Consider the following 22,745-nt stretch of genomic DNA (forward strand, 5'->3'; position numbering starts at 1 on the left):
AAGGCTACTGGCCCTCGGCGGGCTCTGCCCACCGCGACTCCTCGGGCTCCTGGACCGCGGTGATGTCCAGTGAGTTCAGCTCGGCCACCTCGACCTGCGCGCCGTCGTCGACGAGCCCGATGCCGGCGCCGACCCGGGTGTCCAGGGCACCGGCGAGTGCGGAGGGCTCACCGATCGCCTCGATGATGTACGGCGGCTCGACCAGCTGTCCGTCGAGCTCGAACCCGCCCGGCGCATCGGTGATCGCCGTGTCGGCCACCACCCGGACCGTGCCGTTGACCTGGATGGCCTCGGCGTCGTTGGTGCGCAGCTCCTGGATGACGTCGATGAGCGAACCGACGTCGACGCGCCCCTCGCCCTCCTCGGTGATGGTGGCGCGGATGCCGGGTCCGGTGACGGGCACGAGGCCGGCGAGCATCGTGAGGTTGTCGATCTCCTCACGGGCGGCGTCGATCGCGGCCTGGCGTTGGTTCGTGGAGCTGCGCAGCTCCTCCCGCGTCGACTCGAGCCGGTCGATCTCGCCCTGGGCGCGCTGCCGGGCGCCGGCGAGGCCGTCGAGGACGTCGACCAGCTCCTGCTGCCGCAGAGCCGAGTAGTCGTTCTCGTTGGCGGTCACGCTGACCTGGGTGACCGCCATGAACCCGAGCAGCCCCAGCAGCACGGCGACCACGGCCTGGCGTCGCGAGGGACGCGCGATGGCGGCGAAGAGGCGGGACTGTCCGGGCCGTGCCGGTGCACGGTCCTCGGTCTCCTCCGGCTCAGGCATGGAACAAGTGTCTCCGGATGGCAGCGACGTTGGTGAAGATGCGGATGCCGAGCACCACGATGACCCCGGTCGAGAGCTGCGAGCCGACGCCCAGGCGATCACCGAGGTAGACGATGCCCGCCGCGATCACCACGTTGCTCAGGAAGGAGACGACGAACACCTTGTCGTCGAAGATCCCGTCCAGGTAGGCACGCAGCGCGCCGAAGACCGCGTCGAGCGCGGCGACCACCGCGATCGGCAGGTAGCGCTCGAAGGTGAGCGGGATGTCGGGTTGCAGCACGAGGCCGAGGACGACGCCGACCAGGAGCCCGAGAATCGCGATCACTGCGCCTCCCCTCTCCGTGCATCGTCGAGACGCTCCGCAGACGTTAGTGCCTGTCCCCCCAGCGGCGCGGCAGGGATGCGGAGTTCCGGCGCGTTGCGGGGTTCGGGGTTCCAACCGAACTGCTGGGCCAGGGCGAAGAACTCGTTGCCCCCGGTGGTCTCGAGCAGGTTCGCGGCCAGGGTGTCCGGGTTGCCGATCGCGAGCACCGTGTAGGGCGACCCGACGACCCGTTTGTTGATCTCGACGTTGTTGCCCACGTTGCGGATGCCACCCCGTGCGTTGATGCGCTGGCCGTTGATCGAGATCGCCTCGGCACCGGCGGCCCAGAGTCCGTTGACCAGGGCTGCCAGGTCGGAGTCACGCACCCACTCGGTGGCGGGGTCGGCCGAGGGCAGGTGCTCGAAGGTGATGCGGATGCCCGGCCCCGTGACCGCCGTCGACCCGGTCTGCCCACCGAGCGTGCGGGAGCGGGCACTGGTCTCGGCGAGGCTGCCACCCAGGTCGACGAGGTTGTTCTCCGCGGCGGCGTTGGCGGCCTGCAGGTCCGCCAACGCGGCCTGGGCGGAGTCCAGGGATCGGTCGGTGCTCTCGATGCGATCGAGGATCTGCGCGCGACTGGCCTCGGTGACGTCGGCGTTGCGGGAGGTCTGCACCGCAGCGAGGGTGACCAGCAGGCCGAAGACCGCGATCACGCTCGCTGCGATCACCCGCGCGGCCGGGTGCCGCTCGGGCTCGACGGTGCCGCCGCGCGTCGCGACCTCGTGGTACTCGCGCTCCAGCGCGTCGTCGCGGACCAGGTCCAGCAACGGGGTGAGCGCACGCGGGGTCGGCGGGGCCTCACTCATCGGCCATCGCCTCCCGGAGTCGACGTGGCTCCGTGGCCGCCATCAGCTTGCGCACCTGCCAGGCGTAGAGCACGCCGGCCCACCAGTAGAGCGCGATGCCCCAGACCGCCAGGGCCCAGCCGAAGACGCGGGCCAGCTCGGGCCCGGTGCCGGTGCCGTCGCCGAGCAGCAGCAGCGGGAAGGCGTAGAGGAGGTTGAACGTCGCCGCCTTGCCGAGGAAGTGGACGGGGAGGGCGCTGTAGCCACGGGAGCGGAGCAGGGGCACCAGCCCCCACATCAGCAGGTCCCGCAGCGGCAACGAGGCGGCCAGCCACCACGGGATCACGTCGCGCAGGGCGAGGCCGACCACCACGGCGAGGATGTAGAGCCGGTCGGCGATCGGGTCGAGCAACTCACCGACCACCGAGGTCTGGTTCAGCCGACGCGCGAGCCACCCGTCGAGGAAGTCGGTGAGCCCCGAGACCATGAGCACCGCGAGCGCCCACCCGTCCTCCTCGGGGCCGAGGACGAGCCACAGGAACAGGGGGACGCCAGCCAGGCGCAGCGCGCTCAGGACGTTCGGCACGGTGAGCACGCGCGTGCTGTCAGTCATCGGGCCGGCCACGGGATCAGCCTAGTTGTCCGGGGGGTGGCCCCGCGCAGCGCCGCGGTCACGTGTCGGCAGAATGCGCGGCGTCACGGATCTCGCCCACCAGTTCCTCGATGACGTCCTCGAGGGCGGCGACACCGACCGTGGTGCCGGCGTCGTCCACCACCCGCGCGAGGTGGGCACCTCGTCGCTGCAGCACCTCGAGGACCTCGTGGAGCGGGGTGTCCAGCCGCACCGACGCGAACGGCCGTACGCCGCGGTCGGTCACCGGACGGGCCCGCTGGCGGGGATCGTCCTCGAGCACGTCCTTGATGTGGAGGTAGCCGATGAGCTTGCCGCCGTCCAGGATCGGGAAGCGGCTGAATCCCGTCGCGGCGCACAGGTCCTCGACCTCGCGCAGCGTGGCGCCGCGCGGCAGCGTCGCCAGGTCCTCGGGGGCGATGGTGACGGCCTCGACGGTCTTCTCGGTGAAGGTCAGCGCACCGGAGAGGCGGTCGTACTCGTCCTCGGCGATGAGCCCCTCCCCGTGCGACTCCTCGACCAGCGCCGCGACCTCCTGGCGGGTGAAGCTGCTGCTCACCTCGTCCTTGGGCTCGATCCCGAGCAGGCGGAGGATGCCGTTGGCGAGGGCGTTGATGGTCACGATCACCGGTCGCAGCACGGTGACGATCGTGAACATCGCCGGGCCGAGCACGAGCGCCGCACGATCCGGCCCGGCGATGGCAATGTTCTTGGGCACCATCTCCCCCAGCACCACGTGCAGGCACACGACGATCACCAGCGCGATGGCAAAGGCGATCGGGTGCACCAGGCCGTGCGGGACCCCGAGCGCATCCAGCCCGGGTTCGATCAGGTGGGCCACGGCAGGCTCGCCCACCGCACCGAGGCCGAGCGAGCACACGGTGATCCCCAGCTGGGCGCCGGCCATCATCTGCGAGACCTGTTCCATCGCCCGCAGCGTGGTCCGCGCGCCGCGCGATCCGGCCTCGGCGCGAGGCTCGATCTGGCTGCGCCGGGCCGAGATGAGGGCGAACTCGGCACCGACGAAGAAGGCGTTGGCCGCCAGGAGGAGGACCGCGACGGCCAGGGCGACGGTGCTACTCATCGTCCTCGCCCTCCGTCAGCTGCAGCACGACCCGGTCGATGCGCAGGCCGTCCATGCGCTCGACGCGGAGGGTCGCCACGCCGGTGGCCTCCCGGTCGTCCTCGGTCTCCAGCGGGACCGCCACCTCGACCTCGTCACCGACGTCCGGCACGCGGCCGAGTTCGCGCAGGACGAGCCCGGCCAGGGTGTCGTAGTCCTCGTGCTCGGGCAGCGCCACGCTGGTGAGGTCCTCGACCTCGTCGGGACGCAGCAGGCCCGAGAGCGACCAGGTGCCGTCGCGCCGCATGCGGCTGCGCGACCCGCGTCGGTCGTGCTCGTCGGCGATGTCGCCCACGATCTCCTCGACCACGTCCTCCATGGTCACGATGCCCGCGTGGCCGCCGTACTCGTCCAGCACGATGGCCATCTGGAAGCCGTCCTTCTTCAGCAGCGCCATCAGCGGGTCGAGCCGGAGGGTGTCGGGCACCACGATCGGCTTGGCCATCAGGTGCTTGACCTTGGTGGTGGCGCGCTCGTGGTGTGGCAGGGCGACGGCGTTCTTGACGTGCACCGTGCCGATGACGGCGTCGTCATGGTCCAGCACCGGGAACCGGGAGTGACCGGTCTCGCGGGCCAACGCGATGACCGCGGCCGCGCGGTCCCCCTCCTCCAAGGTCTCGGTGTGCACCCGCGGCGTCATGATCTCGCTGGCCGTGCGGGTCCCGAACTCCACCGAGCGCTCCATCAGCTCGGCGGTGTCCGGGTCGAGGGTGCCGACGTCGGCCGAGCGCTGCACCAGCGAGGCCAACTCCCGGGAGTTGCGCGCGGAACGGAGCTCCTCCTGCGGCTCGATCCCCATCCGGCGGACGACGGTGTTGGCGGACTCGTTGAGGAACCGGATCGGGATGCGGTTGATCGCGGTGAACCAGCGCATCGGCAGCTGGGTGAGCCGGGCCGTGGTCATGGGGAGCGCGATGGCGACGTTCTTGGGCACCAGCTCCCCGATCAGCATCGTGAGCACGGTGCTGAGGACCAGGCCCGAGGTGACCGCGATCGGGCTGACGGCACCGGCCGCCACGCCGAGGTCGGTGAGGAGCGGACGGAGCAGCTCCGCGAACGCCGGCTCGGCGAGGAAGCCGATCCCCAGGTTGGTCACCGTGATGCCGACCTGGGCACCGGACAGCTGTGTCGAGAGGCTGCGGAGGGCGCGGTCGACGCCCTGTGCGGTGGGGTCACCGCTGGCGACCGCTGCCTCCACCTGGCCGCGGTCGACGGTCACGAAGGAGAACTCCGCGGCGACGAAGAGTCCGCACGCGGCGACCAGCAACAGCGAGATCGCCAGCAACACCCATGGATCCACGCAGTGAGCCTATGTCCTCAGCCGTGACGCTCCCGTGCCACCTCGGCGTACCAGTCCAACAGCTCCGGCGCGTCGACGCTGCCCGGGTCGAGCGCGCCGCTGAGGTCCTTGCCGGCGAGGAGCTTCTTGATCGGCACCTCCAGCTTCTTCCCGGTCCGGGTGTGGGGCACGCCCGGGGCCGCGATGACGTCGTCGGGCACGTGGCGCGGTGAGGCATGGGTGCGGATCGCCTGGTTGATCCGGTCCCGCAGGCCTTCGTCGAGCTCGACGCCGTCGGTCAGGACGACGAACAGCGGCATCCAGTAGGTGCCGTCGCTCTGCTCGAGGCCGATCACCAGGGCCTCCTGCACCTCCTCCATGGCCTCGACGGGTTCGTAGATGTCGCCACTGCCCATGCGGATGCCGTTGCGGTTGAGCGTGGCGTCGGAGCGGCCGTGGATCTGCACCGAGCCGTGGCCGGTGAGGGTGATCCAGTCACCGTGGCGCCAGATCCCGTCGTAGGTGTCGAAGTAGGAGTCGCGGTAGCGCTCGCCGTCGGGGTCGGCCCAGAACTTCACCGGCATCGAGGGCATCGGGCGCGTGATGACGAGCTCGCCGACCTCGTCGCGCACCGGGGCGCCACTGGGGTCGAACGCGTCGACGGCCGCGCCCAGGCAGGGGCGCGAGAGCTCGCCGGCCCAGACGGGCGTCGTCGGGGCCGGCCCGACGAAGGCACTGACCACGTCGGTGCCACCGCTGATGGAGGCGACCTGCACGCTCGGCGGCAGGTCCGCGGCCAGCTCGCGGTGGCTCGTGGCCGGGAAGGTGGACCCGGAGATGCCGACGCGGCGCAGGTGGGTGAGGTCGTGGTCGGCCGGGCCGGAGCCTGCCTTCTGGCAGGCCGCGACGTACGCCGGGCTCATGCCGAGCACGCTGACGTCGTGGCGGGCGGCGAGGGCCCAGAGCTGGTCGACCGCCGGGGCGCCGGGACTGCCGTCGTAGGTGACGACCGAGGCTCCGGTGAGCAGGCCTCCGACGACGAAGTTCCACATCATCCACGACGGCGTGGTGTACCAGAACAGCCGCTCCCCCGGCCCGAGGTCGAAGTGCAGGGCGGCCACCTTGGCCTGCTCCAGCAGCGCACCGCCGTGGCTGTGCACGATGCCCTTGGGCATGCCGGTGGTGCCCGAGGAGAAGAGCACCCACAACGGTGTGCCGAACGGCACCGGCTCGGGGGCGAACTCGGCCTCGCGCCCCACCGCGGCGTCCCAGGCGTCCGTGCCGATCTCGATCGTCGCCTGCAGCGAGGTCAGCTCCGAGCCGAGCGCGTCGACGACGTCGCTGCGGTCGTGCTCCTTGCCGCCGTGCCGGTAGCGGCGGCCGTGCAGCAGGACCGTGGGCTCGAGCTGGGAGAAGCGGGCGAGTGCGGCCGAGGCGGCGTAGTCCATCCCGCAGACCGCCCAGACGGCCCCGAGGCTGGCGGAGGCGAGCATGCCCACGACCGTCTCGGGGGCGTTGGGCAGGAATCCGACCACGCGGTCACCGGGCCGGACGCCGAGCTCGCGCAGCGTCGCAGCGAGTCCGGCGACCTGCTGGCGCAGCTCGCCCCAGGTGAGCTGCCGCACCGCATCGGGATCCTCGGTCAGGCCGAGCACCGCCACCTCGCCCGCGGGGCGGTTGCGCAGCGCGGTGGCCGCGTAGTTCACCGTCGCGTCGGGGTACCACTCCGCCCCCGGCATCTGCTCCGCGGCGAGTGCCGTCCCGGCGAGGTCGAGGTCGAGGAACGCGGCCACGGCCTGCCAGAAGGCCTCCAGGTCCTCCACCGACCACTGCCAGAGCGCGTCGTAGGTGGCCAGGTCGTCACCATCGGCGACGAGGGTGCGGCCGGTGCGCTGCTCGGCGAGCCGGGCGAACTCCTCGATGCGGTACGGACGGTGACGGTCGTCGACGGGCGGGACCCAATCCGGTGCAGCCATGGGCCCGACCCTAGCCGCGCCGGTTCAGAGGTCCGCGAGGGCGGCCTGCGCCGCGTGGAAGCCGCACATGCCGTGGACGCCGGGGCCCGGCGGCGTGGCCGAGGAGGCGAGGTAGAGCCTCCGCTCGGCCAGCCGGTAGGGGTGGAGGGCCGGGCGGGGCCGCAGCAGCAGTTGGGGGAACCCGTTGGCGCCCGCGCCGATGTCGCCGCCGCGGTAGTTGGGGTTGTACGCCGCCATCTGCATGGCCGTGCGCGAGTGCGTGGACACGATCAGGTCCCGGAACCCCGGAGCGAACCGCTCCACCTGTGCGGTGACGGCCTCGGTGGCGTCGCCGTCGTAGCCGTGCGGCACGTGGGCGTAGGCGTAGAACGGATGCAGGTCGCCCACGGAGCGCGACGGGTCGGCGACGTACTGCTGGCCGACGAGCAGGAACGGTCGCTCGGGCATCTCGCCGCGTGCGGTGGCTGCCTCGGCGGCCACGATCTCCTCCCACGAGCCGCCGACGTGGACGGTCCCTGCCCGTGCGCACTCGGGGTTGGTCCAGGGCACCTCGCCCCGGATCGCGTAGTCGACCTTGTGGACCGCCGGCCCGTACCGGTAGCGCTGCAGGGCACGACGGATGCGGGGTGCCACGGCGTCACCGGCGATCCGGAGGGCGTCGGTCGGGTTGGTGTCGAGGAGTACGACGTCCGGACGCGCCCCGACGAGCTCGTCCACCTCGCCCAGGGAGGAGACCGGCGTGCTGGTGCGGACGGTGCCACCGTGTGACTCCAGCACCCCGACCATCGCGGTCGTGATCGCCTGGCTGCCGCCCCGGGCGACCGGCCAGCCGACCGCGTGGCCGGCGGCGGTCAGCAGCAGCCCGACCGCGCCACTCATCGGACCGTCCAGCCGACCGAAGACGTGGGCGGCCGAACCGCCGTAGAGGGCACGGGCCGCGTCGCCGTCGAAGCGACGGGCCAGCCTCGTGGCGGACTGGAACGCGCTCGTCCCGAACCGGGCGAGGGTGAGCGGGTGGCGCGGCCTGCCGACGACCGGTCGGAAGAGGTCCTCGACGAGGTCGTCGAACCCGGTCGCGAGGTGCCCGAAGGTGCGCCGCCAGCGTGGCCGGTCGACGGTGTCGAGGGAGTCCAGGGTCCGGTCCATGTCGCGCGACAGCACCCCGGCCGGTCCGTCGTCGAGCGGATGGGCCAGGTCGACCTCGGGCCATGCCCAGTCCAACCCGTGGTCGGTGAGACCGAGTGAGGCGAGGAACGGCGATGCCACGCCCATCGGGTGGGCGAAGGAACACTCGTCGTGCAGGAGCCCGGGCTCGGTCAGCTCCGTGGTCCGGGTGCCACCACCCGGGCGGTCCGCTGCCTCGAGGACGGTGACCGCGACGCCGGCCTGCGAGAGACGGATGGCAGCGGCGAGTCCGTTGGGGCCGCTGCCGACGACGACGGCGGTCGTCATGTGCGCCGCACGGTGCCGTTGCCGGTGACCATGCCGGTGACGGTACCGGCCGGTGGAGGCGCCGAGAACGGAAGAACCCTTCCTGACCGGGTCGGGAAGGGTTCTTCGGATCGGTCGGGCTGACAGGATTTGAACCTGCGACCCCGTGACCCCCAGTCACGTGCGCTACCAAACTGCGCCACAGCCCGAAAGCTCCGTGCGGGATCGCCGTCCGGAGCCGGGTGAACAGTACCGCAGCGCGACGAGCGCCCCCGAATCGGCCCGCCGGTGTCATCGGAAGTCGCGGGAGCGTTGCTGTTGCAGCGTGCCACTGGCACCGGTCACCACCGACTCGATGGGGTCGACGCGGTCGGCGACCAGGTTCACGACCCCCTCCTCGCGCTCGAGCTTGCCGCGGACCACCACCGCGACCCGGTTGCGTGCCGCCTGCCGGTGCACGCTCATCACGCCGACCGAGCAGACGACGTTGAGCATGCCGGTCTCGTCCTCGACGTTGAGGAAGGTGATCCCCATGGCGGTGCCCGGTCGCTGGCGATGGGTGACCATGCCGGCCACCCGCACCCGCTTGCCGGCCTCGGTGTGCTGCAGGTCCGCCACCGAGAGCACGCCTGCGGTGGCCAGGTCCTCGCGGAGGTGCTCCATGGGGTGGACTTCCGGGGAGATGTTCGTGGCCCAGAGGTCGGCCAGGGTCAGCTGCTCCCCGCTCAGGCCGGGGAGCTCCGGGGAGGCCGGGCGCGGCGTGCTGCCCGGCAGCTGGGCGTCGGTCTCGGCGTACCCGGCCATCCACAGCGCACTGCGCCGGTCGAGGCCGAACCCGTCGAAGGCCCCGGCGGTGGCCAGTGCCTCGAGGTGGGTGCTGGTGAGGCCGACGCGGCGGGAGAGGTCGGTGATGTCGACGTACGCCGCGACCTCTCGTTCAGCCACGATGCGCTCGGCGAGGTCGGTGCCGATGCCGCGCACCGAGTCCAGGCCGAGCCGCACCGAGGTGCCGGCATCCTCCAGGTCGGCCTGCGCCTGCGAGTGCACGATGCAGGGACGACGTACCGCCACGCCGTGGCGGCGGGCGTCCGCGACGAGTGACTGCGGCGAGTAGAAGCCCATCGGCTGGTTGCGCAACAGTCCGGCCAGGAACGCTGCCGGGTGGTGCAGCTTGACCCACGAGGAGGCGTAGACCAGCAGCGCGAAGCTCAGGGCGTGGGACTCGGCGAAGCCGAAGTTCGCGAACGAGAGGATCTGGGTGTAGATCGCGTCCGCCTGCTCCCCCACCAGCCCCCGCCGCGCCATGCCGGCGTAGAGCGACTCCTTGATCCGCTCGATGCGCTCGATGCCGCGCTTGGACCCCATGGCGCGACGCAGCAGGTCGGCCTCGTCGTGGGTGCAGTCGCCCAGCGTCACCGCCATCGCCATCAGCTGCTCCTGGAACAGCGGCACCCCCAGCGTGCGTCCGAGGACGGGCTCCAGCGACGGGTGGGCGTAGGTGACCGGGTCCTTGCCGGTGGCGCGACGGATGTAGGGGTGGACGGCCCCACCCTGGATCGGTCCGGGACGGATCAGGGCGATCTCGATGGCCAGGTCGTAGAAGCAGCGGGGCTTCAGCCGCGGCAGGGTGCCGATCTGGGCCCGACTCTCCACCTGGAAGACACCGATGGAGTCGGCGCGACACAGCATGTCGTAGACCGCTGCCTCCTCCTTGGGGATCGTCTCCAGGGTCCACTGCTGTCCCTTGTGCTGCGCCACGAGTCGCAGGCTGTGGTCCAGTGCGCCGAGCATGCCCAGGCCGAGCAGGTCGAACTTGACCAGCCCCATCGACTCGCAGCCGTCCTTGTCCCACTGCAGCACGGTGCGACGATCCATGCGCGCCCGCTCGATCGGGCACACCTCGCCGATGGGTCGCTCGGTCAGCACCATGCCACCGGAGTGGATGCCCAGGTGGCGCGGCGCGGAGAGCAGCTCCTCGGCCAGGGTGACCACGGCACGCGGGATCTCGAGCTCCTCCGAGATCTCGCCGTGCCAGCCGTCGACCTGCTTGGACCAGGCGTCCTGCTGTCCCGGGGAGTGCCCCAACGCCTTGGCCGCGTCACGGATCGCCATCCGTGGTCGGTAGCTGATCTGGTTGGCGACCTGGGCGGCGTTGTGGCGGCCGTAGGTGTCATAGACCCACTGGATGACCTCCTCGCGCCGGTCGGAGTCGAAGTCGACGTCGATGTCGGGCTCCTCGTCGCGGTGCTCGGAGATGAACCGCTCGAAGGGCAACCGGTAGTAGACCGAGTCGATCGCGGTGATGCCCAGGGCGTAGCAGACCGCCGAGCTGGCGGCGGAGCCCCGCCCCTGGCAGAGGATCCCCCTGCTGCGGGCGAAGGCCACGATGTCGTGGACGATGACGAAGTAGCCAGCGAAGTCCTTGCGCGTGATGACGTCGAGCTCTGCCTCCACCCTGGCCCTGGCCTCCTCCTCCAGCGGGGTGCCGGCGTACCGCTCGGCGAAGCCACGCTCGGTGAGCACCCGCAGCCAGCTGTCGGTCGTGTGGCCCTCGGGGATGCGGTGCTTGGGCAGGCGGGGAGTCGCCTTGCTGAGGTCGAAAGCGAGCTCCTCGGCGAGGGTGACGCTGAACTCGACCGCACCGGGGTAGCGGGCGAAGAGGCGCGCCATCTCCTCCCCGCTGCGCAGGTGGGCAGCACCGGAGAGGTCGAGCCAGCCGTCGAGCTCGGCGATGCTGCTGCGGGCACGGATGGCTGCCATGGCCGCGGCGAGTCGGCGCCGGTCCGGGGTGGCGTGGTGGACGTTGCCCGTCGCGACCGTCGGGAGGTGTCGCTCGGCCGCGATGCCCGCGAGCACGTCGTTGACCTCGTCGTCATCCGGACGGCCGGCGCCACCCAGCTCGACCACCACGGCGCCTCTGCCGAACCGATCCACCAGGTCATCGACGGCTCCTGCCGCGGCCGCGGGACCACCGCGTCGCAGCGCCGTCCGCACGCTCCCCTTGCGGCAGCCGGTCAGCACCACCCAGTGGTCGCGGCCACGGCCTGCCAACTCGTCGAGGTCGTAGGCGGGCTTGCCCTTCTCGTCCCCTCGCAGGTGGGCATCGGTCATCGCTGCGGAGAGCCGGTGGTAGCCCTCGACGCCGCGGGCCAGCACGAGCAGGTGCTCCCCCTCGGGGTCGGGAATGCCCTGCTGGGGTGCGGTGAGGCCGAGGGACAGTTCGGCGCCGTACACCGTCGGCAGGTCGTGTGCCGCGGCGTGCTCGGCGAAGAGGGGGGCGCCGTAGAACCCGTCGTGGTCGGTCAGTGCCAACGCGGACAGGCCGAGGCGCGTCGCCTCGGCGACGAGGTCCGCAGGCGAGCTGGCGCCGTCGAGGAAGCTGAAGTGGCTGTGGCAGTGCAGCTCGGCGTACGGCGTCGCCGTGGCCGGTCGCGCGACGTCTCCGGTGCTCGCGGCGCGCTGCCGACGACGCGAGATCGGCGCGTCCTCCTCCCCCGGCGGGCGTCCGGAGAGGCGTCGCTCCAGCTCCTGCCACGGGACCGGCGGGTTGTTCCATCCCATCGCTAGTCGTAGGTCTCGCCGATGACGGTGCTCTCGCTGGCGGTGAGCAGGTCGACCCGCCGGGCGCCGGACGGGGTCACCACCCGTCCCAGGCCGTGGGGCGTGCGCCAGCGGTAGGTCCCGAGCGCGAGCTGATCGGTGCCGTAGCCCAGATGGGTCTTGGCGCGATGATGTCGTCTGGTCAGGGGGGCATCGTCGAGGTCCCCTGTCTGGCCTGGTGGCCCGTCCCTGTCGTACGGGACGGGATGGTCGTGGTCGACCTGACGCGTCCCGCAGGTCGCGGTCGAGGCGACGGTGGTGTGCGGGAAGGCGTCACCGCGGACTCGCTGCTCGGTGCGTTGCCGCACCAGCGTGGGGTGCTCGTAGCCGTTGACGGCGTGGACCTGGGTGAGGTCGAGGACCTGCTGGAGGTGGATCTCGTGGTGGCGCACCAACCGGGCGACCTCGTCCACCAGTCGGGGACCGACGCCTTCGACCCGCGCGATCGCTCCACTCCCGTCAGCCTCGGCAACCGCATCCGAGGACAGGTGGACGTGGAGGATCGCGACGCGGCGTGGCCCGCGCGTGCCGGCCGGGCCAGGGACGTGAGCCGGATCCTTGCCGGTCGGGCCGGGGTCGCGAGGAACGTGCGACGCCGGGTCGAGACCTCCCGCCCCGTCCACCAGCCGCAGCACCTCCGCAGGACGCCCGAGCATCCCGAGCGCATCGGCGCGCAGCTGGTCACGCGTCGGCGGCGCGTCGGGGTCGTGGTCCGTCTCGCTGGCCACGACATCGGCCAGGTCCTCGACGGCTCGGACCAGATCCAGGGCGTCGGCTTCGTCCAGCCGTGCCGCGCGCCGGGCCAGGTTGGCCGCCAGGCGTGCACGGTGGGCAGCCGCGTCGGTCTCGATGACCTTCGCCTCCGCGATTGTCAGGATCCGGCTCGGCGTCTCGTGCAGTGCGGCCGCGACCGCGGCATCGACGAGCCCGGCGGCCACACGTGACAGGCCCCGGGACAGTCGTGCCACCTTGCGCACCACCCAGACCTCGCACAGCAACCCCTGTGCCCCGCTCCACGTCAACGGCAACCGGTGACGCAGGTCCAAGGCGTCGGCCATCACGTGCTCGGTGGCCACCACGCCTGCCTGTCGGGCGATGGCGAGCTCGGCGCAGCACAGGTCCACCACCGCGGGCGTGCCCTCGCCGCCGACCGTGACCAGCCGGGGACCGCCGTGGGACGCCGGGACCGCACCCGGCTGGTCCCGGGGATCCCCCGAATGGGCATCTGCCCACGCCAGCACGTCGGTCAACTCGGCCACGTCGTTGCGTCGACGAACCCGCACCCGCCGCTCGATCGACGCGAGGACCTCGCGTCGATCGGGAGTGGCTGGGTTGCTCATGCCTCACTCTATCGAACACGTGTTCGACGAACAAGTGGTCACGGACAGGTCCTCAGAGCAACTCCCGCACCACCCGTCGTACGACCTGCGAGGCCGACCGCCACCGGGTGAGGTCGACCAGGTCCGGAGCGTCGTCACCGACGATCTCGGCGAGCTCGTCCTGCCCCGCCACCTCCGCCGAGCCGATCCGGTCGGCGTGGGTCAGCACCAGCACCCGACGCGTGTGATCGTCGGCGTTGAGCCGGACCCCCATCGCCAGCAGTCCGGCCTCGGCGCGGTAGGCCTCGTCAGCCATGCGGCTGGCATCGACGACGAAGACCACGAGGTCGGCACCCTCGAGTCGGGCACGGACGTCGTCGGCATCGGTGACCCGGTCGGTCGGGGTGTCGACGTAGCTGACCTTCCAGTTCAGGTGCTTCATCCTGACCGGTCGGCGGATGAAGTCGAGCGTCTCCCCGCGGTGTGCCCGGTCGGCGAGCGCCCGCTCGCCACGGGTGAGCAGCGAGAACAGCAGCGTCTTGCCGGCGTCGCGTGGCCCGACCACGAGTACGTGCTTGCGGTCGAGACGATGCCGGACACGGTGCGCGACGACGGCACCGCCGACGGCCAGCGGAACCACCACGAGTGGTCCGGGCATGGGCTGCTCCTCGGGTCCGGTCGATCCGCGAACGAGGCTACCCGCGCCCCGCGCCCCGGCCGCCGACGGTCCGCTCCCGCTCAGTCGTACGCCGCCTCCACCAGCCAGCCGCGCGGGCGCCACACCAGCAGCCACGCCCGTCCGTCCACCCCCACCACCTGGAAGCGTGCCGACCTCCCGCCCTGCTCCTCGTCGCCGGACCACCAGGCATCGTCCAGCGGCCAGGGGCCGGCCCAGGTCGCGACGGGCTGCCACGCGCCGTCGATCCGGAACCGCACGGGCTCGCCGGTCACGACCCCTCGTTCGGTCACGCCGACCCGGTGGTGCGCGGGGTCGTGGACCTCCGCCGGAAGCGGCGCATCGAAGACACGGACCGGCGCCGGACCGGGGATCCGTCCGGGCCACGGGCGGTCGACCGGCCGGTGACCGGTGGCGCGTTCGCCCCACGTGACACTGGCCTGGCGGTCTGCCGCACTGCGTCCACCCTGGAGAACCGGCACGCGCACGGCGTCGTAGCCGAGCATCGCCTGGATGCGCGCCACCCCACGCACGACCTGCTCTGCCGCACCACCACCCCACAGCCCGTCGGCATGGTCGGCGGCGGACTCGACGGTCTCGGGAAGGAACCGCACCCGCTCGACCGGTGCCCGCACCGCCCCGGCGTCCCGCCGGCTCCTGAGACCACTGGATGCCTGCAGCTGCCAGTGGACCCGGTCGACGAGGTCTCGCGAGGTGAAGCACCGCGGATGTACCCAGGTGCGCGAGGAGACGCCCCCGCCGCCGAACTCGTCGTACGTCGCCTCCACGTGCACCGCCGTGGCGACCAGCTGTCGCTCCGCGAGCCCGGCGACGAAGCGCTCCGCCGTGGTGCGCACACTGAAGCAGACCGCCTCGGCGGACTCCAACGGAGGCTCGAAACTGACCTCGCAGTCCAGGTCAGCCGGTGGGGTTCGCGGACCGGCACGCGCCTCGGACCGACCGGAGGCGCGGCGCCACACGTCGAACCCGTAGTCGCCGAACCGGTTGCTCACCGCACCGGGCTCCAATGCGGCGACGTCCCCCAGCGTCACCAGCCCCAGGCGTCGCAGCAGGTCGGCCAGCGCGCGACCCTCGGGACCGTCGTCACCCAGCACCGCCACCGGCAGGGAGCGCAGGTACGCCGCGGACCCTCCGACCGGCACGACCTCCCAACCCTGGGGCTCCGCCCGGCGTGCAGCCCGCTCCGCGGCGTAGAGGTCATCGGCCACACCGATGCGGCAGTCCCACACCCCCGCCGCCACGACCTGTTCGGCGATCTGCGCGGCTGCGGCCTCCTCGCCGCCGTGGTAGCGACCGGGCGCCGGGACGGCCAGGAGCCCGGGACGCAGGGCAGCGACACCGGGACGCAGGTCCTCGACCAGCGCCAGGACCGGCTCGAAGTACCGCGCATCGCGCTCCTCACCGGCCGCGAGGAGCCGGAGGTCCGGGCACCGCGACTGTGCGTCGCGTCGACGCTGGCCACGCCGGACTCCCTCCGCCCGCGCCGGGGCGTTGCAGACCTCGACGAGGTTGCCCACGAGCACCGCGGCGGGCTCCCGTGACGACACCGTCGAACCGTCCTCGGCCGCCTCGGCGAGGGCTGCCGCCACCGGCCAGTCCGGACACCACAGGACCAGGGTCCGTCGCGCACTCATGAGGGGTAGACCAACTCGCCCGACAGCGGCGGCCCGCCGCGGCGTACGTCGACCCGCACCTGTCGCTCACGGAGCCGACCGTGGCCCCGCTCGAGTCCCTGCCAGCGCACCTGGCGGGTCGTGATCCGGGCATCTGGCCGCGGCCAGTCACCCCAGACCACCAGCGCGGCCGACCGCGCGCGCAGTCGTGCCTGGAGCACCGAGGCGGACTTCGGGTCGACCGTTCCCGCTGGTCGCAGCACGACGACGGTGAGCACGTCGACCAGCGCCGCGGTCACCTCCAGCCAGTGCTCACCGGGGTGCGGCACGAGGACGGTGCGGTCGAGCGCGACGCCCCACTGCGTCGCGGCCTCGGCCCCGAACTCCTGCCAGCCGGCGAACCCGACCCACTCCCCCGCACGCGAGGCCCCCGCGGCCAGTGTCAGCGCCAGCGAGGCCGAGTCGACGACGTAGGTGCCACCGGCGTGCAGCTGCAGCAGGCCCACGAGCAGCGGATGGGTGGGGATCGGCACCCGCGCGGGGCCGCCCTCCAGCGCGGAGATCCGCTCGCGCAGCTCCTCGACGACCTGGGCACTCACCCACCCATGATCGAACAGGTGTTCGAACGCGTCAAGGTGAGGTCCGCTACCTGCGCTTGCGCTTCTCCCGCACGCGCTGCTGCAGCGCGATCGGCGTCCCGACGAAGCCGAACTCCTCGCGCAGCCGCCGCTCGATGAACCGCTCGTAGCCCTGGTCGAGCTTGCCCGAGGTGAACAGCACGAACGTCGGTGGCGCCGTGGACGCCTGCGTGCCGAAGAGCACCTTGGGCTGCTTGCCACCGCGCACGGGGTGCGGCCGCTCGGCGACCAGGCGGCCGAGGAAGGAGTTCAGGGCACCGGTGCCCACGCGGGTCTCCCAGCCCTCCAGCGCCTTGTCCAGTGCGGGGACCAGTCGGTCGATGTGCCACCCGGTCCGGGCGGTGATGTTGATGCGGGGCGCCCAGCGCACCTGCACCAGGTCGCGCTCCACCTCGCGCTCGAGGTAGAAGCGCCGCTCCTCGTCGACCAGGTCCCACTTGTTGAACGCGATGACCAGCGCGCGGCCGGCGTCCCTGACCGCCTGCAGGATCCGCACGTCCTGCTCGGCGATGGACTCCTCGGCGTCGAGCACCAGCACCGCGACCTCGGCCCGGTCGATCGCCGTGGAGGTCCGCAGCCAGGCGTAGTACTCGTGGCCGGAGGACTCCTTGACCCGCTTGCGGATGCCCGCGGTGTCGATGAAGCGCCACGTCCGGTCGCCGAGCTCGACCAGCTCGTCGACCGGGTCGACGGTGGTCCCCGCGACGTTGTCGACGACCACGCGCTCGGCACCGGCCAGCTTGTTGAGCAACGAGGACTTGCCCACGTTGGGGCGTCCCACGATCGCCACGCGGCGGGGTCCGGCGTCGACGGGGTCCTCCTCCGTCGGCGGCTCGGGCAGCGCCTCGAGGATCACGTCGAGCAGGTCACCCGAGCCGCGACCGTGCAGCGCCGAGATGGGGTGCGGCTCTCCCAGTCCCAGGTTCCACAGCGCGTGTGCCTCGGCCTCGGTGCGCTCGTCGTCGACCTTGTTGGCCGCCAGCACGACGGGCTTGCCGGCGCGGCGCAGCACCTTGACGACCTCGGCGTCGGCGTCGGTGATGCCCACGACGGCGTCCACGACGAAGAGCACCGCATCGGCCAGGGACACCGCGATCTCGGCCTGTTCCCGGATGCGCTCGGCCATCCCCTTGGCGTCGGGGTCCCACCCGCCGGTGTCGACGAGGGTGAAGGCCCGTCCGTTCCAGTGGGCGTCGTAGGAGATCCGGTCACGGGTGACACCCGGGATGTCCTCGACGACGGCCTCGCGGCGGCCCAGGATCCGGTTGACCAACGTGGACTTGCCCACGTTGGGGCGGCCGATCACCGCGAGCACCGGGATCGGCCCGCTCGCGACCGCCTCGTGCTCGTCGTACTCGCTCATCAGTGCCCTTCCAGGAGGTTGCCGGGCAATGGCTCGAAATCGCCCTCGGAGAGTGGACCCGGCAGTTCCCGCCCGGTCTCGGCCTTCGCGCGCCGCAACTCGTGCAGCATGTGGTCACGCAGGAGGAGGGAACGTCGTGCCACCTCGGTTTTCTTCCGCGGCCAGCCCGTCGCCGGCAGCGTGATCGGCTCACCCACCACGATGTCGATCCTCGCACGACGTCCGGGCAGGGAGCCGGACGTGCCGCCGGGCTCCCGGGTCCCCAGGAAGGTGATCGGCACGACCGGTGCGCCGCCGACCATGCCCAGGTACGCCGCACCCCGGTGGAAGCGTCGCAGCTCGCCGGCGCCGCGACTCCCCTCGGGGAAGACCCCCACCGCGCCACCCTCGCGCAGGACACGCAGGCTGGTGCGCACCGCGCGCGGGTCGACCCAGCGGCGCTGCAGCGGGATCTGCCCGGCGGCCCGCAGGAAACCTCCCAGCGGGCCGACGAACATCTCCTCCTTGGTCAGGGCGTGTACCGGCCGCGGCGCGAAGATCGCCAGCAGCGGACCGTCGACGAACCCCACGTGGTTGGCCGCCACCACCACGGGTCCCGCCTTCGGGAACCGCTCCGCGTTGTGGACCCGCACGTCGTACCACCGCCGGATGAGCCAGCGCGACGCGGGGCGGCCACGGTGCAGCAGACCGCGCCGGGGATGGGGGACGGCGTCGCTGCGCGGCCGGTCGCGGTGCGCCCCCGGGAGGGCGTGGGTCATCGCTCCGACGCGGTGCTCGGCGACTGGTCGGCGAGCCCGACGACCAGGTCGATCACGTCGTGGAGCGAGCGATGGGTGCTGTCGATCTCCACTGCGCCGTCGGACTGCACCAGCGGTGCGACGGCCCGGCCGGAGTCGATGCGGTCCCGGTGGAGCAACGACTCCTGGGTGGAGGCGATGTCACTGCCGCCCTCCTCGGCGGCCCGGCGCTCGGCACGGGCGCTGGGATCGGCGGTGAGGAAGACCTTGACGTGGGCGTCGGGGCAGACGACCGAGCCGATGTCGCGGCCCTCGACGACGATGCCACCGTCACCGACGACGTCGCGCTGCAGGGCGACGAGCCGCTCGCGGACCGCGGGCACGGCGCTCACCGGGGAGACCGCACGGTTGACCTCGTCGGAGCGGATCTGGACCGAGACGTCGCGCCCGTCGACCACGATCGTGGGGTCGCGCGGGTCGGTCCCGGAGACGATGTCGGGCCGGGCCGAGGCTGCGGCGACGGCGGCCGCGTCGTCGACGTCGACGCCGTGCTGCAGCATCCACCACGTCATCGCGCGGTACTGCGCACCGGTGTCGAGGTAGCGCAGGCCGAGGCGCTCGGCCACGCCGCGGCAGGTACTGGACTTGCCCGACCCCGACGTGCCATCGACCGCGATGACCAGACCCGTTGCACTCACGGGGCGTTAGGTTACCGGTGAGCGGTCCAACCCATCGAGTCGAGCGCCTCCAACAGCGTGCCGGCGCTCCCCTCGGCCACGTCGAGCTCGACCAGACCCACCGGCCGCCCCGGGTCGTGATCGATGCGCACGTCCTCGATGTTGACGCTGCTGCGACCGGCGTCGCCGAACAGCCGTGCGAGCTCGCCCGGGTGGTCGGGGACCTGGACCCAGACGGTCTCGGTCGCCTGCGGCGCGCCACCGTGCTTGCCGGGGATCGCCCGCGTGCCGGAGAGTCCGTGCACCAACAGCGACTCCAGTCCGACGCGGTCCTCGCTGCCCAGCGCATCGAGCGCGAGGTCGATCCGCTGCCGCACCTGCGCCAGCACCTCGGCGACCGCTCCGGCATTGCCGCCGATGATCTGGCTGTAGAGGCCGGGGTCGCCACCGGCGATGCGCGTCACGTCACGCACGCCCTGTCCCGACAGCGCGAGGTGGCCCGGCGCTGCTCCGGCCAGCGTGCCGGCGATGACCGAGGCGACCAGGTGCGGGACGTGGGAGGTCCGTGCGACCGCCTTGTCGTGGTCGCCCGGGCCGAGCCGCACGGTCAACGCACCGCAGGCCTCGACCAGCGACTCCACCACGTGCACCGCGTCCGGGATCGCCGACGGGCCGGCGACGACGGCCCACGGCCGTCCGTCGAAGAGGGTGGCCGAGGCCGCCAACGGTCCGGACTGCTCGCTCCCGGCCATCGGGTGGCTGCCGACGTAGCGGGACACGGCCGGGTGGTCGGACACGGCGTCCAGCGGTGCCTGCTTGACGCTGCCGACGTCGGTGACGACCGTCGTCGGGCCGGCCGTGTCGAGCGCCTCCCGGATCGCGGCGCCGAGATGGTCCGGCGGCACGGCGACGACGACGAGCTCGGGCACGTCGCCGGGCTCCCGGAGCCGGCCGGCCCCCAGGCCCGAGGCCGTGCGCAGGTGGCGCGCCTCGGTGTCGGTGAGGATCACCTCCAGCCCGGCGCGACGGCAGGCCAGGGCGATCGAGGTCCCGATCAGCCCCGCACCGACGATCTCCACGGGTCCGTTGAGTGGCACCGGGCAAGGCTATCCGGGGCGCCATGACCGCGAGAGTGCGGTGTCGGGGGCGCTGCGGTCAGAGCCCGACGATCTCCAGCAGGGCACCCAGCTCGCTGCGGTCGAGGTCGCGGAGCGTGCCGACCTGGAGCTCGCCCAGGTCGACCGGCCCGAACCGGGTGCGCGCCAGCTGCTGCACGGGGTGACCGACGTGGTCGAGCAGTCGCCGCACGATGCGGTTGCGTCCCTCGTGGATGACCAGCTCGACGATCGACTTGTCGCCGGTGGTGGTGAGCAGCCGGGCACGGCGTACGACGACCGGACCGTCCTCGAGCTCCACGCCGGTGAGGAGGTCGGCGAGCGTGCCGTCGGCGACCCGGCCGCTGACCTGGGCGACGTAGGTCTTCTCGACCTCGTACGACGGGTGGGCCATCCGGTGGGCGAACTCGCCGTCGTTGGTGAGCAGCAGCAGCCCGGAGGTGTCGGTGTCGAGCCGGCCCACGTGGAAGAGCCGCTCGGGACGGTCCGCGACGAGGTCGGAGAGGGTGCGGCGTCCCTGGGGGTCCGACATCGTCGACACGACGCCTTGGGGCTTGTTGAGCACCAGGTAGGCGTGCGGGGACGCCGGTGGCAGGCGCTCGCCCGACACCTTCACCACCGCGGTGCGCGGGTCGACCTTGGTGCCGAGCCGGGTGACGACCTCGCCGTCCACCTCGACCTCACCGGCCAGCATCAGTTCCTCGCACTTGCGGCGGGAGGCGACGCCGGACTGGGCGAGCAGCTTCTGCAGCCGCACCAGGCCCTCGTCGTCGGTGGGGATGTCCGGGCTCACGTCTGGTCCTGCCCGGCGTCGGCCTGGGGCGGCTCCATCTCGTCCAGGTCGGGCAGGTGGGGTGCCAGCTCGGGGAGCTCGTCGAGCGACTGGATGCCGATGCGCTCGAGGAAGTAGGTGGTGGTCCGGTACAGCGTCGCGCCGTGCTCGCCGTCCTCGCCGGCCTCCTCCAGCAGGCCGCGGTTGAGCAGCGTGCGCATCACGCCGTCGACGTTCACCCCGCGCACTGCCGAGACCCGGGCACGGGAGACGGGCTGCTGGTAGGCGACGACGGCGAGCGTCTCCAGCGCGGCCTGGGTCAACCGGGCCTGCTGTCCCTCCAGCACGAAGGCCTCCACGACCGGCGAGAACTCCTCGCGGGTGTAGAACCGCCAGCCTCCGGCGACCTTGCGCAGCTCGAAGCCGCGCCCCTGGTCGTCGTACTCGGTCGCGAGGGCGTGCAGCGCCTCGGTGACCTCGGGCTCGGGGTAGCCGACCGCCGAGGCCAGTGCCAGGTCGTCCAACGGCTCGTCGGCCACCATCAGGATCGCCTCCAGCGCGGGACGGAGGTCGGCGACGGGGACGGCGAGGGCTTCCTCAGTCATCGTGGTTCTCCTGCTCGGGGTCGTGCGTGGGCACGTCGTCGGGTGCGGGGGCGTCGTCGGGCGCGGGCGTCCCGTCGAACTCGTCGGTGATCTCGATCTCCTGGTCCTCGCCACCGGTCCACCGGACGGTGAGCTCGCCCAGGGCGGAGACCTGGTCGAAGGCGACCGCGCCCTCCCGGAAGAGCTCGAGCAGGGAGAGGAAGCGCGCCACCGTGGTCAAGGTGTCCGGTGAGTCGCCGCACAGCGCACGGAAGGTCATCGTGCCCTGCCGGCGCAACCGGTCCATCACGACCACGCCCTGCTCGCGGACGCTGACGGCCGGCGCGTGCAGGTGCTGGAGGGTGAAGGGGTCCTCGGGCTTGGGCGCGAGCGCGTTGGCCGCCAGGTCGGCGAACTGGTCCAGGCCGATGCCGATGAGCACCTCGGGCAGGAGCCCGGCGAACCGCTCGTCGAGCCCGACCGAGCGGGGGTGGCGTCGGCCCTCGGCCACCAGTCGCTCGTCGAAGACCGCCGCGATCTCCTTGTAGGCGCGGTACTGCAGCAGTCGCGCGAAGAGGAGGTCGCGCGCCTCGAGGAGCGCGAGGTCCTCCTCGTCCTCCACGTCGCCCGCGGGCAGCAGCCGGGCCGCCTTGAGGTCGAGCAGGGTGGCCGCGACGAGGAGGAAGTTGGTGGTCTCCTCCAGGCCCTCGTCGCTGTCGGTCCCGCGTGCCTTCACGTGGGCGATGAACTCGTCGGTGACCTTGGAGAGGGCGACCTCGGTGATGTCCAGCTTGTGCTTGGAGATCAGGCTGAGCAGGAGGTCGAAGGGGCCCTCGAAGTTGTCCAGGCGTACGGCGAAGCCGCTGTGCTCCTCGGCGGGAGGCTGGTCCCCCTCAGGCAGGGGTGGCGGCTCGGTGGTCACCGCAGCATCATTGCTCACGCAGTCGCCTGACCAGCGCGGAGTCCTCCCCGTGCGCCTCGAACTCCTCCAGCACCAGGTGCAGCGCCTCGCGCACCAGGCGTCCGCGGTCCACGGTCAGGCCGTGGCCCCCACGCAGCTGGAGGCGGGTCTGCTCGATCTCCATCAGCTCGGCGGAGGTGACGTAGACCGTCATCTTCTCGTCGTGGCGGATCCGTCCGCTGGCCCGCTTCTTCGCGGTGGACGTCTCCTCGGCCGGTGCGGGCTCGTCGGGGACGGCGCGCACCCGCGCCGGGGCGGGCTGCTCGCCGTCGGCGCCGCCGGTGGGCCGGAACAGGTCGTCGGCCGTGGGCATG

21 protein-coding genes and 1 tRNA gene are annotated in these 22,745 nt (G+C 72.2%); all 22 read right to left on the reverse strand.

Annotated features, from left to right (window positions below; genetic code table 11):
* Nucleotides 1-4 precede the first annotated feature (4 nt).
* Nucleotides 5-766: a DUF881 domain-containing protein gene (locus KUV85_RS05375; protein WP_219962192.1), complete on the reverse strand. Its 762-nt coding sequence runs from the start codon at nucleotides 764-766 to the stop codon at nucleotides 5-7.
* Nucleotides 759-1,091, reverse strand: a complete 333-nt coding sequence (locus KUV85_RS05380) for a small basic family protein (RefSeq protein ID WP_219962193.1) — start codon at nucleotides 1,089-1,091, stop codon at nucleotides 759-761. The genes KUV85_RS05375 and KUV85_RS05380 overlap by 8 nt, the downstream gene beginning before the upstream one ends.
* The gene (locus KUV85_RS05385; protein ID WP_219962194.1) at nucleotides 1,088-1,936 is read right to left on the reverse strand and encodes a DUF881 domain-containing protein; all 849 of its coding nucleotides are present in this window, start codon (nucleotides 1,934-1,936) and stop codon (nucleotides 1,088-1,090) included. The genes KUV85_RS05380 and KUV85_RS05385 overlap by 4 nt, the downstream gene beginning before the upstream one ends.
* Nucleotides 1,929-2,528 carry a CDP-alcohol phosphatidyltransferase family protein gene (locus KUV85_RS05390; RefSeq protein WP_219962195.1) on the reverse strand — a complete coding sequence of 200 codons (600 nt, stop codon included), beginning with the start codon at nucleotides 2,526-2,528 and terminating at the stop codon, nucleotides 1,929-1,931. The genes KUV85_RS05385 and KUV85_RS05390 overlap by 8 nt, the downstream gene beginning before the upstream one ends.
* A gap of 58 nt (nucleotides 2,529-2,586) precedes the next feature.
* On the reverse strand, nucleotides 2,587-3,630 hold the full coding sequence (locus KUV85_RS05395; RefSeq protein WP_219962196.1) for a hemolysin family protein: 1,044 nt from the start codon (nucleotides 3,628-3,630) through the stop codon (nucleotides 2,587-2,589).
* Complete coding sequence (locus tag KUV85_RS05400; RefSeq protein ID WP_219962197.1) at nucleotides 3,623-4,969, reverse strand: hemolysin family protein; 1,347 nt, start codon at nucleotides 4,967-4,969, stop codon at nucleotides 3,623-3,625. Before KUV85_RS05400 ends, KUV85_RS05395 begins: the two co-directional genes overlap by 8 nt.
* A gap of 17 nt (nucleotides 4,970-4,986) precedes the next feature.
* The gene (locus KUV85_RS05405) at nucleotides 4,987-6,924 is read right to left on the reverse strand and encodes an acetoacetate--CoA ligase (RefSeq protein ID WP_219962198.1); all 1,938 of its coding nucleotides are present in this window, start codon (nucleotides 6,922-6,924) and stop codon (nucleotides 4,987-4,989) included.
* A 24-nt stretch (nucleotides 6,925-6,948) separates the two neighbouring features.
* On the reverse strand, nucleotides 6,949-8,376 hold the full coding sequence (locus KUV85_RS05410) for a phytoene desaturase family protein (RefSeq protein WP_219962199.1): 1,428 nt from the start codon (nucleotides 8,374-8,376) through the stop codon (nucleotides 6,949-6,951).
* A 114-nt stretch (nucleotides 8,377-8,490) separates the two neighbouring features.
* Nucleotides 8,491-8,564 (reverse strand) — tRNA-Pro (locus KUV85_RS05415).
* A gap of 82 nt (nucleotides 8,565-8,646) precedes the next feature.
* On the reverse strand, nucleotides 8,647-11,916 hold the full coding sequence (locus KUV85_RS05420) for an error-prone DNA polymerase (RefSeq protein WP_219962200.1): 3,270 nt from the start codon (nucleotides 11,914-11,916) through the stop codon (nucleotides 8,647-8,649).
* 2 nt (nucleotides 11,917-11,918) lie between these two features.
* The gene (locus KUV85_RS05425) at nucleotides 11,919-13,295 is read right to left on the reverse strand and encodes a hypothetical protein (RefSeq protein WP_219962201.1); all 1,377 of its coding nucleotides are present in this window, start codon (nucleotides 13,293-13,295) and stop codon (nucleotides 11,919-11,921) included.
* 52 nt (nucleotides 13,296-13,347) lie between these two features.
* Nucleotides 13,348-13,932 (reverse strand): GTPase domain-containing protein, encoded by a 585-nt coding sequence (locus KUV85_RS05430; RefSeq protein ID WP_219962202.1) that lies wholly within the window; start codon nucleotides 13,930-13,932, stop codon nucleotides 13,348-13,350.
* Nucleotides 13,933-14,012: 80 nt separating this feature from the next.
* Nucleotides 14,013-15,605, reverse strand: coding sequence for a DNA polymerase Y family protein (locus KUV85_RS05435; RefSeq protein ID WP_219962203.1), 1,593 nt, complete (start codon nucleotides 15,603-15,605; stop codon nucleotides 14,013-14,015).
* A complete protein-coding gene (locus KUV85_RS05440) occupies nucleotides 15,602-16,183 on the reverse strand; it encodes a hypothetical protein (protein ID WP_219962204.1) in 582 nt (193 codons plus the stop codon). The genes KUV85_RS05435 and KUV85_RS05440 overlap by 4 nt, the downstream gene beginning before the upstream one ends.
* A gap of 46 nt (nucleotides 16,184-16,229) precedes the next feature.
* On the reverse strand, nucleotides 16,230-17,585 hold the full coding sequence (gene der, locus KUV85_RS05445; protein ID WP_219962205.1) for a ribosome biogenesis GTPase Der: 1,356 nt from the start codon (nucleotides 17,583-17,585) through the stop codon (nucleotides 16,230-16,232).
* A complete protein-coding gene (locus KUV85_RS05450; protein ID WP_219962206.1) occupies nucleotides 17,585-18,343 on the reverse strand; it encodes a lysophospholipid acyltransferase family protein in 759 nt (252 codons plus the stop codon). Before KUV85_RS05450 ends, der begins: the two co-directional genes overlap by 1 nt.
* On the reverse strand, nucleotides 18,340-19,020 hold the full coding sequence (cmk, locus tag KUV85_RS05455; RefSeq protein ID WP_219962207.1) for a (d)CMP kinase: 681 nt from the start codon (nucleotides 19,018-19,020) through the stop codon (nucleotides 18,340-18,342). The genes KUV85_RS05450 and cmk overlap by 4 nt, the downstream gene beginning before the upstream one ends.
* An 11-nt stretch (nucleotides 19,021-19,031) precedes the next feature.
* Nucleotides 19,032-20,096: a prephenate dehydrogenase gene (locus tag KUV85_RS05460; RefSeq protein ID WP_219962208.1), complete on the reverse strand. Its 1,065-nt coding sequence runs from the start codon at nucleotides 20,094-20,096 to the stop codon at nucleotides 19,032-19,034.
* A 58-nt stretch (nucleotides 20,097-20,154) separates the two neighbouring features.
* Entirely contained in the window at nucleotides 20,155-20,907 is a 753-nt protein-coding gene (locus tag KUV85_RS05465) for a pseudouridine synthase (protein WP_237690207.1), read from the reverse strand.
* Nucleotides 20,904-21,491, reverse strand: a complete 588-nt coding sequence (gene scpB, locus KUV85_RS05470; protein WP_219962209.1) for an SMC-Scp complex subunit ScpB — start codon at nucleotides 21,489-21,491, stop codon at nucleotides 20,904-20,906. The genes KUV85_RS05465 and scpB overlap by 4 nt, the downstream gene beginning before the upstream one ends.
* Nucleotides 21,484-22,410 (reverse strand): segregation and condensation protein A, encoded by a 927-nt coding sequence (locus KUV85_RS05475; RefSeq protein WP_219962210.1) that lies wholly within the window; start codon nucleotides 22,408-22,410, stop codon nucleotides 21,484-21,486. The genes scpB and KUV85_RS05475 overlap by 8 nt, the downstream gene beginning before the upstream one ends.
* Complete coding sequence (locus KUV85_RS05480) at nucleotides 22,400-22,744, reverse strand: hypothetical protein (RefSeq protein ID WP_237690252.1); 345 nt, start codon at nucleotides 22,742-22,744, stop codon at nucleotides 22,400-22,402. Before KUV85_RS05480 ends, KUV85_RS05475 begins: the two co-directional genes overlap by 11 nt.
* Nucleotide 22,745: the final 1 nt, after the last annotated feature.

Source organism: Nocardioides panacisoli (assembly GCF_019448235.1).
GTDB classification, from domain to species: Bacteria; Actinomycetota; Actinomycetes; order Propionibacteriales; family Nocardioidaceae; genus Nocardioides; species Nocardioides panacisoli_A.